Raw genomic sequence first — 14,182 nt, 5'->3', positions numbered from 1 at the left:
TTATCAACTACGACAAGGCTCTGCTCACGACGAGGAAGTCCATGAACGAACCCACGCGCCTCCCGCGCGGCAAGGCCATATCGCGACAGATCGTGCTGCCCTGGAACAAGTCCGTGGCCATGGCCGTGAACAGCCTGCGAATCCGGTTCTTCCGCTCCCTGGTCACGGCCTTCAGCCTGGTCCTGGCCATCGCTTTCCTGGGCTACACCCTGACAGGTTCGGCCATTGCCCGTGAACTTTTCCGGCTGCACGGCAAAGGGGCCGAGACCCTGCTGACCGCTGCCGGCTACACAGTGGACGCGGCCGGGGGCGGCCTGACCACCGGACCCAAGGAGCTCTGGCTCATCGCCCTGTCCCTGCTGGTCTGCACCGTCGGCATCGTCAATGCCCAACTCATGTCCGTGACCGAACGCTTCCGCGAGATCGGCATCATGAAATGCCTGGGGGCCCTGGACCGCATCATCCTGCGCCTCTTCATGCTGGAGGCGCTCATCATGGGCGTCCTGGGTTCCGGGGCCGGAGCGTTGCTTGGCCTCGCCGCGTCCCTTGGCGTGTCTCTGCTGAACTATCCCGGCCTGGACTTCGCGGGCATGAGCCTCACGCCGCTCCTGGCCCAGGCGGGCAAGGCGTGGGCAACGGGCGTGGGGCTGTCCCTGCTGGGCGTCCTCTACCCGGCCTATCTCGCCGCCAGGCTTCAACCCATCATCGTCATGAGGGCAGAACATTGATGGACAAGCACAACATCGTCCGCGTGGTCGGCGTGACCAAGACCTTCGCCCTGGGCAAGATGCCGGTGCAGGTCCTCAAGGGTGTGGACCTCGAGGTCGCGGCCGGGGAATACCTGTCCATCATGGGACCGTCGGGATCGGGCAAGAGCACGCTGTTCAACATGATCGGCGGCCTGGACAAGCCCACAAGCGGCCGCGTGTTCATTGACGAGGTCGACATCTCCCAGCTGGACGCCTACGAGCTGGCCTGGCTCAGGAACCGCAAGATCGGGTACATCTTCCAGACCTTCAACCTCATCCCGGTCATGAGCGCCCTGGAGAACGTGACCCTGCCCATGATCTTCGCCGGCATGCAGAGCGACCACGCCGTGGAAAAAGGCCGCGGCCTGCTGGACCTGGTGGGCCTCGGGGAGCGATTCCTGCACAAGCCGGCCGAGCTGTCGGGCGGCCAGCAGCAGCGCGTGGCCATCGCCCGCGCCTTGGCCAACGACCCGGCCATCATCCTGGCCGATGAGCCCACGGGCAACCTGGACTCGTCCACGGGCGGGGAGATCATCGACCTGCTGCAGAAGATGAGCCGGGAGCGCGGCGTGACCATCATCTCCGCCACCCACGACTTCAAGATGCTCAACGTGTCCGACCGCGTGGTCTGGATCCGCGACGGGCGCATCGATAAAATCGAGAACCGCGATGAACTGAACATCTCGCTTGGGACCATCCAGGAGCGCCATGATTTTGCGTAGGCTCATCCTTGCCCTGGTCTGCCTCGTGCTGGCCTGCGGCCCGGCCCTGGGCGGGGTCGAGGAGCATCTTCGCGCCCTGGCGTCCATCCCGGACCGCGCCGTGGGCACGGCCGGCGAGGCGCAGACGGCCGAACATGTCCGCCAGGTCTTCGAGTCTCTGGAAGAGCGACTGGGCGCGACCACGGGCCGACAGGAATTCCTCACGCCTGTGCGCGTCTTCCATTCTGCGTCCCTGACCGTGGACGGCAGGATGCTGCCCGTCCGCCCCCTCTTCGCCAACGCCATGGCCCCGGAGAGTCTGGCCGTGCCTCACCGGGCCGGTCTCGTGCATGTGGGCGACGGCCGCCTGGAGGATTTTGACGGCAAGGATGTGGCCGGGAACATAGTGCTCATGAACCTCGACTCAGGCCAGGGCTGGCAGCACGCAGCCAACCTCGGAGCCCGCGCCCTCGTCTACCTGGACCGGGGCGGGGACATCGCGCCGCGACTCCGGTTCCGGGACAAGGAGGAGCTCGCGCCCGTGGACTTCCCCCGGTTCTGGATTCCCGCGGACGAATTCCGGACTTTGCTCGGCCCCCCGGAAGAAGCCAACGGCCTGACGGCGACGCTGGACTGCCGCGCCGAGTGGGCCAAGGGACGCTCGGCCAACTTGTGGTGCCTCGTGCCCGGGCAGGACCCGTCCATGGATGGCGAAATTCTCATGGTGGAGGCTTTCCTCGACGGCGGCCGCTACGTTCCGGGCCATGCCCCGGGAGCCGACGAGGCCGTGTCCCTGGCCACCCTGCTGCACCTGGCCGAAACCTTTCAGGAGGCTCCTCCCCGCCGCCCCGTGCTGCTCATGGCCTCCTCGGCTCACGGCAACGCCCTGACGGGCCTGCGCGAGGCCGTGTGGGCCCTCTTTGCCAAGGACAAGGACATCGCCGCTGAACTCGGGGATATGGAGACAAAGGATGCGGACGCGCGGGACACGTCAGCCCTCCTGGAGGCGGGCAGGCTTCATGCGGACGACGCCCGCGAAAACGACCTGATCATCAAGGCCATCCAGACAGAGATCCGCAACGAGGTCGAACGACTGAACGTGGACCTGCGCCTGGCACGCAAGGACCAGGAGGCCAACGCCGTCCGGATCAGGGAGATGGCCGCGCGCAAGCTCCTGCTGCGCAAGGTGGGCTGGGAAGCATCCTTTGCCGGGCTCGGGGACGACGGCCTGGAGGCCGTGCGTGCCTTTGTGCCCTCGGCCCTGAAGCGCTCCCGGCGCATGGCCGCGGACATCGCGGACCGTCTGGGCGCCCTGCGCTCCGCCCTGGCTCTCAAGGAGGCCGTGGACGGCAGGCGCATGGCCGCGGCCGTGTCCCTGCACCTTTCCTCCCACGGCAACGGCGTGGGCAGCGTGGATGACGGCTGGCTCTTCCAACTGACCCCGAGGGTGAACCGCACCAAAAGCTTCGCCAACATCCGCCCTGTCCTGAAAAACGCGACCCGGGATGGCGACGTGGCGTACCGCGATCTTCTCGGCGGCGTCGGGCGCAAGACATGGTTCAACAATTTTCCAGACCAGCCGCCCATGGGCGGCGAGGTCCTGGCCCTGGCCGGTATGCCCGGATTCACCCTGGCCACCCTGAACGACATGCGCCCGGCCTGGGGCACCCCATACGACACCCTGGAGCACGTGGACAGGGTCAGGGCCCAGCAGCAGGCAGACATGGTCGTCTCCATGATCCGGGCCCTTGACGGCGCCGACCTGCCGGAACCATCCCAGAAGGCCGCAAAGGGCTTCGCCACCCTGTCCGGGCGCGCCAATTTCCTGCGTCAGGGCGAACTCTTCCCGGAACAGGAGGCCGAGGGCGCCCTGCTGCAGATCTATCAGGACCAGCATTACGCCCTGACCTGGGTGGACAGCCTGGGACGTTTCAAACTTGCAGGCCTGGCCGACAAGAAGCATTCCTTCGGCAAGGCCATCATCGAAGGCTACCGCTTCGAACCCGGCGCCAACACGGCCGCCTGGGCCATCGACAAGGCGGCCACGGGCAAGGACCGTTACCGGGTCAAGCTCGGGAGCGGCATGACCGAGACGGACCTGATCATGTTCGGCTGCACCCAGACCACCCTTTTCGACCTGCGGGAGGCGCGCAACCTGAATCCCCTGACGCGCATCAACCTCCTGGACGCACGTACGGACACCGAGCCGCTGCGCTACTGGTACAGCAGGGTCGACACCCGGCGTACGACCCTGTGCAGCATCTTCCTGGACGGCGATACGCCCTTCAAGGCGACCCTCTCGGACACGGTGCTGCAGCGCAAGCTCCTGCTGCTGAACAACAGCCCCGAAGACATGCTCGGCAAGGGCTTCCCGGCCGCGACCACGCCCGCCGTCCTGAACACGTCTCTCCAGGCCGCGCAGGACATGGTCAATCTGGTTCAGCCCCGCGTGGAGAACCTGGAAAGCCATTCCATCGTCAACCAACGCGTACGCCTGCTCCTGAGCCAGGCCAGGGACCATCTGCAACGGGCCGAGGAGGCCAGGGACAACCTCATGCACAGCGTGGCGGACCGCAATGCCCGCGCCTGCCTGTCCCTCATCTCGCGTGTCTACAACGACGTCGAGGGGACCCAGAAGGACGTCCTGGGCGGCGTGCTCTTCTACATCGCCCTGTTCGTGCCCTTTGCCTACTGCCTGGAGCGCCTGCTCTTCGCCCACGTCTCCATCAACAAGCGCATCGCCTCGTTCCTGGCGCTCCTGTGCGCGGTCATCGCCATCGTCTACTCCGTGCACCCCGCCTTCGAGCTGACCTACAGCCCCCTGGTGGTGGTCCTGGCCTTCTTCATCCTGGGGCTCTCGATCCTGGTCTCGCTGATCCTGTTCACGCGCTTCGAGCAGGAGATGAAGAACCTCCAGCGCCGGGCCATGGTCTCGCGGGACCAGGCAATTTCCCTGTGGGGGGCCTTCGTGGCGGCCTTCTCCATCGGCGTGACCAATCTGCGGCGGCGCAAGGTCCGCACGGGTCTGACCTGCGCCACCCTGATCATCCTGACCTACACCCTGCTCAATTTCACCACGGTGAAGCACTCCCTGGACCAGGGCGCCGTGCGTTTCCAGCCCTCGTCGCCCTATCACGGGGTCATGCTCAAGGCACTGGAATGGCGTTCCCTGCCGAACGAACTCGACCGGGAGATCGTCCGGCCGGGCGAGGCGGTTCCGGCCCGCCGCGTCTGGTGGGAGACCGCCGACAGGACGCGGCCGCCGGCCATCGTTGTCGCCTTCGGGGACCGCGAGGCCGAAGCCGCCGGTCTGGTGGGACTGGACCCGGGCGAAGCGACCCTGGCGGCCGGGCGCACCGTGATGGTCCAGGGCGACTGGATCGACGACAGCGAGGGGCGGCAGGTCCTGCTTTCGGAAAGCGTGGCCCGCGAACTCGGCATCACGGAACTGGAGGCGGGGACGGAAGTCCGGATCTGGGGCATCCCCTTTGCCGTGCGCGGGATCTTCGACGGCGATTCCCACGACAAGGCCCTGGACCTGGACGGCGAACCCCTGACGACCGTCATCTATCCCAACGAAGTGTCTTCGGATATGAGCGAGGCCGAGGCCGAGGCCGCCGAATCGGGCCAGGACATCGCCACCATGTCCAGCCGGTACCAGCACGTCCCGGGCAGCCGGACCCTCATCGTACCGGCCACCACCCTGCTGCGCGCTGGCGGCGTCCTGAAGAGCCTGGCTCTGCCGTCCGCGCCCGGCCTCGACCACCACAACCTGTCGGCCAGCCTGGCCGACAGGTACCAGTTGCTGCTCTTCCACGGCGAGGGCGAGAACACCTGGCTGCACTACTCGTCCAGCACCCTGTCCTATGGCGGCATGGGCAACGTGCTCATCCCCTCGGTCATAGCCATCCTCATCGTGCTCAACACCATGGTCGGCAGCGTGGTGGAGCGCAAACGCGAGATCGCGGTCTACACCTCCGTGGGCCTGGCCCCGCCCCACGTGTCCTCGCTGTTCATCGCCGAGGCCCTGGCCTTCGGCATCATCAGCGCCGTGACCGGCTACCTCGCGGCCCAGGTGGCGGCACATTTCCTGGCCGGCACGCCCATCTGGGCCGGCATGACGGCCAACTACTCTTCCCTGGCCGGGGTGGGGGCCATGATCACGGTCATGGCCGTGGTCCTGCTGTCGGTCATCTACCCGTCGAGGGTGGCCGCGCACATCGCCATCCCCGACGTGACCCGGACCTGGAAACTGCCTCCTCCCGAAGGCTCCACCCTGGTCGTGACCCTGCCCTTTCTCATCAAGCTGCACGAACAGGAGTGCGCCGGAGGCTTCCTGGCCGAATACTACCTGGCCCACGCCGACATCTCCCACGGCCTCTTCTCCACCGACGACCTGGAAGTGGAGTACGCCTGCCCCGTGGGCCTGCGCGCCGAGGATCATCCGGAGTGCTTCGACATCTCCTTCAGAGCCTGGCTCGCGCCCTTCGACTTCGGCATCCGCCAGCGGGTGTCCATCATCTCCTGCCCCTCGCCCGACTACCCGGGATTCCTGGAGATGCGCGCCACCCTTACTCGCGAGGCCGGGGAGCGGAACGCCTGGCTGCGCCTGTGCAGGACGTTTCTGAACGACCTGCGCAAGCAGCTGCTCATCTGGCGATCCCTGGGCGACCCGGAAAAGGAAAAATTCGAACGATTCATGCAGGAACGCATGAACACTGAGGGAGGCGCGGCATGACACACGTCATCAGACCAAGGGCCTATCTCGGCGGCACGCTCCTGGGCGTGGCCTTCTGCGCCGTGACCCCCTTCGCCAACGCCTACCTGCGGACCACGCCCCTGGCCGGCGGGCACTTTCCCCTGGCGGCCTTCTTTGTCTTCTTCGCCTCGGCCGTGCTCCTCTCGCTCCTGTCCAGGATCAGCCGCCGCCCCCCCCTGCTGAGCGGCTACGAACTGCTCACTGCCTGGGCCCTCATGGTCCTGGTCTCGGGCATCGGATTCACGGGGCTGGTGCGGACCTTCTTCATCAACATCACGGCCCCGGCCTACTTCGCCGACGCCACCAACAACTGGGAGAGCCTGCTGCCCCACCTGCCCGAGGCCCTCTACCCCAGCGACCCGTCCGTTCTGAACGCCGTGTATGGAGGACTGCCGGGCAAGACCGGGCTGACGATCATAGAGACCCTGGAACGCATCCCGTGGTCCTTCTGGCTTCCCGTACTGGGCGCCTGGAGTGTCTTCATCCTGCTGGCCTACGCCACGCTCTTCTGCCTGGCGAGCCTCTTCGCCACTCAATGGGTCGTGAACGAACGCATCAACTTCCCCCTGCTGCAGATGCCCAAACTCCTGGCCGAGGCCTACGACGAGCAGCGCCTGTTCGCCTTCCTGGGCGACCCGTTCCTGCTGTGCGGGCTGTGCGTGCCCGTGCTCATCCACACCCTGGGCGGCCTGTCGGCCCATTTCCCGTCCATCCCGTCCATGCCTACGGAGATCCTGGCCGGGTCATATTTCCCATCGGCGGGCTTTCTTTCGGGCTTCCAGAAACTCAAGATCTTCATCTACCCGGCCTTCATCGGCTTCGCCTTCATCACCACCCGGCAGATATCCTTCAGCTTCTGGCTGTTCTTCCTTTTGGCCGGGCTGGTCACGGGCATCCTGCAGACCTCGGGGCTGCAGATCCCGGATTCGTCCCTGGGCACCCTCTTCGGCCCGGTCATCTCGAGGCCCGAGGAAACCCAGGTCATCGGCGCGACCATCGTCTTCTTCGGGTTCATGGTCTGGCTGGCGCGCGAATACCTGCTAAACACCATCAGACAGTGCGTACGCCCCGACCCGGAATTCCAGGAGGCGGGCTGGATCTCTTCGCGCACAGCCCTGCTGGGCGCCGTGGGGGGATTGGCCGGGCTGTGCGCCTGGTCGGCCTGGTGGGGCATGGGCCTGGGCGCGGCCGTCCTGCTCTACGCCGGCTTCTTCGCGGTCATGCTCGTGGTCGCCAAGCTCGTCTGCCAGGGCGGCATCCCCTACATCTCCCTGAACACGGCCCCGTCCGACGCAGCCCTGTCCCTGTTCGGCTCCAAGCCTCTGGGCAGCGTGGGCCTGGTGCTGGGCATGAGCTTGCAGAAGATGCTTTTTGTGGACGTGCGCGAATCCCTGCTGCCGTCCCTCATGAATGCGGGCAAGGTCTCCGAGCACGTGCGCCGTCGGCGGACCATGGGTCTGGCCATGGCCGCGAGCCTGGTCCTGGCCGTGGTCGCCTCCTTCATGGGCATGCTCTACGTCTGCTACCGCTACGGCATCCAGGAGCTGGACATGGACTGGGCCACGCGCACCACCAGGACGGTCTGGGCCAACTCCCAACGCCTCCTGGAGACGGCTCACACGCCAGACGGCTGGATCCTGACGTTCATCCTCATCGGTGCCGCGGTCATGCTCGTGCTGGTGCTGTGCTACTACCTCTTTCCCTGGTGGCCCATCCATCCCATCGGCTACATCCTGGCCTTCAGCTCCTCCATGCGCATCCTGTGGTTCAGCTTCCTCATCGGCTGGGTCTTCAACACCCTGTGCCTGCGCTACGGAGGAACGTTTCTGTACCGGCGCGTCCGCCTTTTCTTCATCGGGTTGATCATCGGCGACTTCTGCATGGGCGCCTTCTGGGCCCTGGTCAGCCTTAAAACCGGAATCAGCTACCTGGTTCTGCCATCCTGAGAGTGCCATGTACGACGATCGCGAACTCAAGGAATACCGGGATCTGCTGAAACCGCCGACGCACTTCGAGGAGGGCTTTGACTGGAAGACCGTGGTCGGCGCCATCTTCATAGGTTTCCTGATGATGCCCGGCTCCATGTACCTGCAACTGGTGCTGGGCACGGGCATCGGGCCGGCGGCACGCTGGGTGACCATCATCCTCTTCGCCGAGATCGCCAAACGCTCCTATTCGGAACTCAAGCAGCAGGAGATCTTCCTGCTCTATTACATGGCCGGCGCGGCCCTGGCCTCGCCCTTCCAGGGCCTGCTCTGGAACCAGTACCTGGTCCAGTCCGACGCGGCCCAGATGCTGGGCCTGACGGAATACATCCCCAATTGGGTGGCCCCGGCCCTGAATTCGGCCGCCTACGTCGAACGCACCTTCCTGCATCGGGACTGGTTCGTGCCCGTGCTGCTCATGTGCGGGGCCATGATCATCCAGCGTGTGGACCAGTTCGGACTGGGCTACGCCCTGTACCGCCTGACCTCGGATGTGGAGAAGCTGCCCTTCCCCATGGCCCCCGTGGCCGCCTTGGGCACCATGGCCCTGGCCGAGTCCACCGAGGACAAGAAGGACAGCTGGAAATGGCGCGTGTTCTCCATCGGCGCCATGATCGGACTGGCCTTCGGCTTCGTCTACGTGCTGCTACCGGCCCTGTCCGGCCTGTTCTTTACGGAGCCCATCCGGATCATCCCCATCCCGTGGCTGGACCTGACCCGCAATACCGAAGGCTTCCTGCCGGCCGTGGCCACGGGCATCCAGCTGGATCTGGGCCTCATCTTCATCGGCATGGTCCTGCCCTTCTGGGCCGTCATCGGCGGTTTCGTGGGCCTGCTCATCACCATTGTGGCCAACCCCATCCTGCACGCCCACGGCATCCTGCACCGCTGGCACCCGGGCATGGGCACCGTGGACACGGTCTTCTCCAACAGCTTCGACTTCTACATGAGCTTCGGCATCGGACTGGGCCTGGCCATCGGTCTCATCGGCTTCTGGCAGGTGGGAAAATCCTACCGGAAGCAGACCGGCGAGCGCCTGAACTTCGCGGCCCTGTTCTCCCCGCCCCCGGGCCGCGGGGACATCTCCATCTGGCTGTCCCTGGGTATCTACGTCTTCTCGACCCTGTCCTACGTGGCTTTCTGCATGTGGCTGGTGCCGAGTTTCCCCTGGATCTTCTTCCTGCTCTACGGCTTCATCTACACGCCCATCATCTCCTACATCACGGCGCGCATGGAGGGCATCGCCGGGCAGTACGTCAGCCTGCCGCTGGTGCGCGAGGCCAGCTTCATCGCCGGGGCCAAGTACTTCGGATATCACGGCATCGAGATCTGGTACGCGCCCATCCCCATGCACAACTACGGCGAAGCCACGGTGAGCTTCCGCCAGATCGAACTGACCGGCACGAGCCTGCGGGGAATCATCAAGGCCGAATTCCTGACCCTGCCCATCGTGCTCGTGGCCTCCCTGCTCTTTTCCCAGTTCCTGTGGCAACTGGCGCCCATACCTTCGGCCAGCTACCCTTACGCTCAGGAACTGTGGCATCTGCAGGCCCTGAACACCCTGCTCCTGCAGACGGCCACCCTGGAGGGTAATTCCCTGTTCTTCCAGGCGCTCAATTCGATCTATGTTTCATCGGGGGTGGTTTTCGGAGTGATCGTCTACGCCCTGCTGAGCGTGGTGGGCCTGCCCGTGCTGCTCATCTACGGCGTGGTGCGGGGCCTGGGCCAGTCCACGCCCCACGGACTGATCCTGGAACTGGCGGGAGCGCTGCTGGGACGCTACTATTTCCTGAAGAAGTTCGGGACAAAATGGCGGCAGTACGCCCCGGTCCTGCTGGCGGGGTTCTCCTGCGGCATGGGTCTGGCGGGAATGTTCGCCATGGGCTGCACGCTGATACTCAAGTCTTTGAACAGGCTGCCGTACTAGCAGGATGAACGCTTCCGGAGGGCACCGGATCCGTTGTGCAACCGAGGCATGGCAGGCATGGATTCCATCTTTCGAACATCCGGTCACCGCCAACGGTACGAAGTCATTCCCGCGAAGGCGGGAAGCCATGCCTTATCTCCGTGAAAAATTACGGGCCTCCGGGAATTGACCCCGGCACGCGCCCGGCGCAACCCTCACAACAATCCCGGCCCGGCAACATCCCCGTCGGCGCCACGTTCAAGACGCTGCAAATCCCAGAAAACCACGCTCTCCACAAGCTCCCGGGCCACAGCGGCCAGGGACGCGGGCTGGGCCACAAGCTGGGGGAGAAGCCTGCGTCGGTGCAGAAGCAGGCAATCGGCCGCGGTTTCGGCCCGCAGGGTGTAGAGCCAGCGGTACTGGCCCAGCAGCGTGAGCCCGCCCGCGCACATCCCCTCGTTCAATGCGGCCAGCTTGCGCCCCCCCCGCTCAATGACCATGGACCCCGTGATGACGGCTACCGCCCCTTCTGCCGGCTGTCCCTCCTCGAATACGGCCTGTCCCGGGACAAATGTCTCCCGTTCGCACAGATAGGCCATTACCCGCAGCAGTTCCTCCGGCAGTTCGGCCAGGAAGGGCAGCTCGCGCAGGACGCGCAGGTTGCACTCCAGCTCGCATTGGTGGTTTTCAGACTGTTCCGACGAGACCATGAAGCACCCCCTTGGCGGCCATGAGTTCGTCGTACGGACCGCTCTCCACGATCTTTCCGGCTTTCATGACCACGATCCGGTCGTAATGGGAAACCGTGTCCAGACGATGAACAACGGAGATGACCGTGTGCTTTCCGCGCACGGTCCGAAGAAAATTCTGAACCCGAGCCTGAGACGCGTTGTCCAGGGCCGCCGTGGCCTCGTCCAGGACGTACACAGCCGGCTGCTTGAGAAAGACCCGCGCCAGGGCGACCTTCTGGCGTTGCCCGCCCGAGAGGTATTCGCCCATGCTGCCCACTTGGAATTCGAGTCCAAGTTCCACGATGCGCTCCAGCACCCCCTCCTCGATGAGGAGCTGTACCAGGTGCTGGTTGATGCGCTCCAGTGTCCCGGAGCGGCCCGACTTGGGCTGCCCGAAGAGGATGTTCTCGCGGATGCTGTAGGACTCAAGGTAACGGGTGGGTTCCAGATAGCGCAGCCTCAGGTCTTCCATGTCCTTGATGAAATCGCGGAATTCCGACCTGGCGCCCAGGATGCGGTCCTTGAGCTGTTCGGGCATGCGCACGGTCTTGTGGCGGCCGGACTCGAACTTCAAGGCCAGACGCAGCAGCAGGTTATGGGAGGCTTTCGATAGGGAACCCTGCCCCCGTGCCCCCATTTCCGACACGATCTGGGCGTAGCTGTCCACGTCATCCCTGGAGATGGGGCTTTCGGCATATAGCTCGGGGGTCTGCGCACCGTAACGCAGGATGGGAACGGTCGCGACTGCCACGATGGCGCCGAAGTCCACCAGGATCCTGTCCAGGCCGCTGTGTTCGAGGAACTCGATGAAATGCCGGTCGCTCAGGGCGTCCTCCAGACGGGCCCTGCGCTCGATGAAATCCCCGAAAACGATGTTCTTGAGGATGGAGCCGTAGTTCAGATAACGCCTCTGGTCGAAAAACTCGATGTCCTCGGCGAACTGCACCTCGTAACGCTCCCGGAAGAGGCGGCGCATCTGCAGCACACGCTCTACGAGCTCCGGGTGCTCTTCCGGTGTGATGTTGGCCTGGCTGCCGAACTTGAGGATGTCCAGGAACAACCCGACTTGCTGGACCACCTCTATGATGCGGTCCAGGTCCGGCGGCATGAAGCCTGGGACGCGGTTGGCGGCGCTGGCGCTGCTGGAATAGAGCAGGTTCTCCCGGACCGTGCCGCTGAATATGAAGGGATGTTGCGGCACCATGCCCAGATTCTCGGCTACGTCGAGCTTGGTCAGTTCGTGCACCTCGTGGCCGTCGATGCGCGCTCGCCCTCCGGTGTACGGCATGAGCTGGGCGATGACCTTGACCAGGGTGGACTTTCCGCTGCCCGAAAAGCCGACCAGGGCCACCATCTCGCCCGCACGGATGCTGAGGTTGACGCCCTCGATGATGCGCGCGCCCTCGGGGGTTCTGAAGGCCACGCCTTCCAGGTCGATGTCGCCGCGCAGCCGGTGCACGTCGCGGCCCACGGGCACGAGCAGGTGATCGGGCGTGAGGTCGAAGGCGGCCATGACGTTGGAGTACCGCACCCGGCTGTCCTCCCTGAGCTGGTAGAAATCCATGAGCTCGCGCCAGGGGTCGCTCAGGCTCGCGTAGGCCGAGAGAAAGGCCACCAGGGCGCCGAGATCGAAGTGACCACGGATGGTCATGGCACCGCCCACCAGGAAAAGCAGGAAAGGCCCCAAGTGCTCGAAGAAGTTGTTGGCGAACTTGATGCCGTAACGGTAGGCGTTCATGCGCACGTTGGCCTTGAGGAGGTGCCGGGCCTGGCTGGCGAATTTCTCGTTCTCCAGGGCGAAGCCGGCGTGGCCGTGCACCTCGTGCACGCCGGTGATAACCTCGCCGATGCTGCCGGAAATGGCCCGGCTGATCTGAACGCGGTAACGGTTGGCCTCGTTGGCGCGCTTCTGCAGACGGGGCACCACCACGATCTGCAGAGGATAGATGACGAAGCTCATCCCCGCCAGGAGCGGGTTGAGGTAGAAGAGGTAGCCTCCCATGGCCAGAAGAGTGCAGACGTTGATGAGGGGCACGGACACGGCGCTGCCGATGTATCCGGAGACCGAGGCGAGTTCGTTGATGAGGGCGTTGATGACCTGGCCGGGCTGAATGGTCCGGAAAAAGGACAGCGGCAGACTCAGGATGTGCTCGTGCAGGGTGATGCGCATGCGGAGCAGGGTGTGCTGCCCGATGTAGGCCTGCAGGAGATTGATGCAGAACTTGAGGGTGCTGGACAAAAGCGTCGAACCCACGAAGAGCAGGCAGTAGAGGACGAGCAGTTCCATGTCGCCCCGGCCGATGGCCTGGTTGACGATGCGCTTCTGCATCTCCAGCGGCACGACGCGGATGGCCACGGTCCCCACGACCAAGAGGACGATGAGCAGCTGCCATCGTCCGTTTTTTTCGAGCACCCAGGAATTCAGGCTGCGCTTGGTCACCATGAACTGTTGCCAATCCTTGTCGAGTTGTGGTTTGATTTCCTGAGTACCCTACTCTATGCCTAGAGAAAAGGACGCCATGACCGCCAGATTCGATTTTTCCCTGAACCGTCCGGAGGACGACCAGCAGAACCTGCTCGCAGCCCTGGAGGAATTCGCCAGGGCCAGGGCTCTGCCCGACGCGTTACGCTACCGTCTGGGCCTCATCGTCGACGAGATCGTTTCCAACAGCCTGACCCACGGCAAGAGCCGGGGGCAGGACTGCGAAGTTTCCGTCGTCGTGACGGACGGCGAGGAGGACATGATCGTGGAAATCGTCGACACCTGCACGCCCTTCGACCCCACTGCACACACTCTGGAGAGATGCGCAAAACATGGGGACGTCCGCATCGGCGGCATGGGCCTGTGCCTGGTGCGCAACCTGGCAGCACGCATGGACTACACCCGCAGCGGCGGACGCAACCGCACCAGGCTCACCATCAGCAAGAACATGCAGGAGAAAGCATGCAACTCCACGAAATAGAGCACCCCGCTGCCGCCGTCTTTCAGGTCAAGGGGCGCCTCGACGCAGCGACCACTGCCGAACTCGAGAAAAAGGTCCTGCAAAGCCTCGACCGCGGCGTCAGGCACCTGATCATGGATTTCTCGGAACTTGAGTATATCAACAGCGCCGGCCTGCGCATCCTGGTCATGAGCTACCAGCGTCTGAACCCACGCGGCGGGCAGGTCCTGATCTGCGGCGTCCGGGACTACATTGCCGAGATCTTCGACATCTCAGGCTACGACCGCATCTTCGCCATGTGCCCCGACATGGCGATGGCCCTGCGGGAGGTCGACCTGCTCTGACTGTTGAAAAAATCAAAATTCGCAGGCCGTTCAAAAATGGTGAGACGCAAGGAATCGAAAAAAGC

At 64.5% G+C, this 14,182-nt stretch carries 9 protein-coding genes; 7 read left to right on the top strand and 2 right to left on the bottom strand.

Features of this window, described 5'->3' with window-relative positions; translation table 11 throughout:
* Nucleotides 1–41 precede the first annotated feature (41 nt).
* Genes CVU60_09770 through CVU60_09750 form a run of 5 tightly spaced genes read left to right on the top strand, consistent with a single transcriptional unit; the run spans nucleotide 42 to nucleotide 10,121 of the window.
* Nucleotides 42–728 carry a hypothetical protein gene (locus CVU60_09770; GenBank protein PKN41668.1) on the top strand — a complete coding sequence of 229 codons (687 nt, stop codon included), beginning with the start codon at nucleotides 42–44 and terminating at the stop codon, nucleotides 726–728.
* Nucleotides 725–1,471 carry an ABC transporter gene (locus tag CVU60_09765; GenBank protein PKN41667.1) on the top strand — a complete coding sequence of 249 codons (747 nt, stop codon included), beginning with the start codon at nucleotides 725–727 and terminating at the stop codon, nucleotides 1,469–1,471. Before CVU60_09770 ends, CVU60_09765 begins: the two co-directional genes overlap by 4 nt.
* A complete protein-coding gene (locus CVU60_09760) occupies nucleotides 1,458–6,188 on the top strand; it encodes a peptide ABC transporter permease (GenBank protein ID PKN41666.1) in 4,731 nt (1,576 codons plus the stop codon). The genes CVU60_09765 and CVU60_09760 overlap by 14 nt, the downstream gene beginning before the upstream one ends.
* A complete protein-coding gene (locus CVU60_09755; GenBank protein ID PKN41665.1) occupies nucleotides 6,185–8,155 on the top strand; it encodes a hypothetical protein in 1,971 nt (656 codons plus the stop codon). Before CVU60_09760 ends, CVU60_09755 begins: the two co-directional genes overlap by 4 nt.
* Before the next feature lie 7 nt (nucleotides 8,156–8,162).
* Nucleotides 8,163–10,121, top strand: coding sequence for a peptide transporter (locus tag CVU60_09750; protein PKN41664.1), 1,959 nt, complete (start codon nucleotides 8,163–8,165; stop codon nucleotides 10,119–10,121).
* A gap of 194 nt (nucleotides 10,122–10,315) precedes the next feature.
* Here CVU60_09750 and CVU60_09745 read toward each other — a convergent pair whose 3' ends face one another.
* Both CVU60_09745 and CVU60_09740 read right to left on the bottom strand, forming a co-directional pair.
* Entirely contained in the window at nucleotides 10,316–10,810 is a 495-nt protein-coding gene (locus CVU60_09745) for a hypothetical protein (GenBank protein PKN41663.1), read from the bottom strand.
* Entirely contained in the window at nucleotides 10,788–13,274 is a 2,487-nt protein-coding gene (locus CVU60_09740; protein PKN41662.1) for an ABC transporter ATP-binding protein, read from the bottom strand. Before CVU60_09740 ends, CVU60_09745 begins: the two co-directional genes overlap by 23 nt.
* A gap of 55 nt (nucleotides 13,275–13,329) precedes the next feature.
* Between CVU60_09740 and CVU60_09735 the strand changes: the two genes are divergently transcribed.
* Together CVU60_09735 and CVU60_09730 are read left to right on the top strand one after the other, a co-directional pair.
* Nucleotides 13,330–13,794, top strand: coding sequence for a hypothetical protein (locus CVU60_09735; protein PKN41661.1), 465 nt, complete (start codon nucleotides 13,330–13,332; stop codon nucleotides 13,792–13,794).
* A complete protein-coding gene (locus CVU60_09730) occupies nucleotides 13,776–14,117 on the top strand; it encodes an anti-sigma factor antagonist (protein ID PKN41660.1) in 342 nt (113 codons plus the stop codon). The genes CVU60_09735 and CVU60_09730 overlap by 19 nt, the downstream gene beginning before the upstream one ends.
* Nucleotides 14,118–14,182: the final 65 nt, after the last annotated feature.

Source organism: Deltaproteobacteria bacterium HGW-Deltaproteobacteria-18 (assembly GCA_002841885.1).
In the GTDB taxonomy this organism is placed as follows: domain Bacteria; phylum Desulfobacterota; class Desulfovibrionia; order Desulfovibrionales; family Desulfomicrobiaceae; genus Desulfomicrobium.
Note: the sequence above shows the minus strand (reverse complement) of the source record. Positions and strands in the feature narration are given on the sequence as shown.

What these genes read in the sequence shown, in the direction of transcription:
- CVU60_09755 (PKN41665.1), top strand. Translation starts at nt 6,185, where the DNA reads ATGACACACGTCATCAGACCAAGGGCCTATCTCGGCGGCACGCTCCTG.
- CVU60_09730 (PKN41660.1), top strand. Translation starts at nt 13,776, where the DNA reads ATGCAACTCCACGAAATAGAGCACCCCGCTGCCGCCGTCTTTCAGGTC.
- CVU60_09745 (PKN41663.1), bottom strand. Translation starts at nt 10,810, where the DNA reads ATGGTCTCGTCGGAACAGTCTGAAAACCACCAATGCGAGCTGGAGTGC.
- CVU60_09770 (PKN41668.1), top strand. Translation starts at nt 42, where the DNA reads ATGAACGAACCCACGCGCCTCCCGCGCGGCAAGGCCATATCGCGACAG.
- CVU60_09750 (PKN41664.1), top strand. Translation starts at nt 8,163, where the DNA reads ATGTACGACGATCGCGAACTCAAGGAATACCGGGATCTGCTGAAACCG.
- CVU60_09760 (PKN41666.1), top strand. Translation starts at nt 1,458, where the DNA reads ATGATTTTGCGTAGGCTCATCCTTGCCCTGGTCTGCCTCGTGCTGGCC.
- CVU60_09735 (PKN41661.1), top strand. Translation starts at nt 13,330, where the DNA reads ATGCCTAGAGAAAAGGACGCCATGACCGCCAGATTCGATTTTTCCCTG.
- CVU60_09740 (PKN41662.1), bottom strand. Translation starts at nt 13,274, where the DNA reads ATGGTGACCAAGCGCAGCCTGAATTCCTGGGTGCTCGAAAAAAACGGA.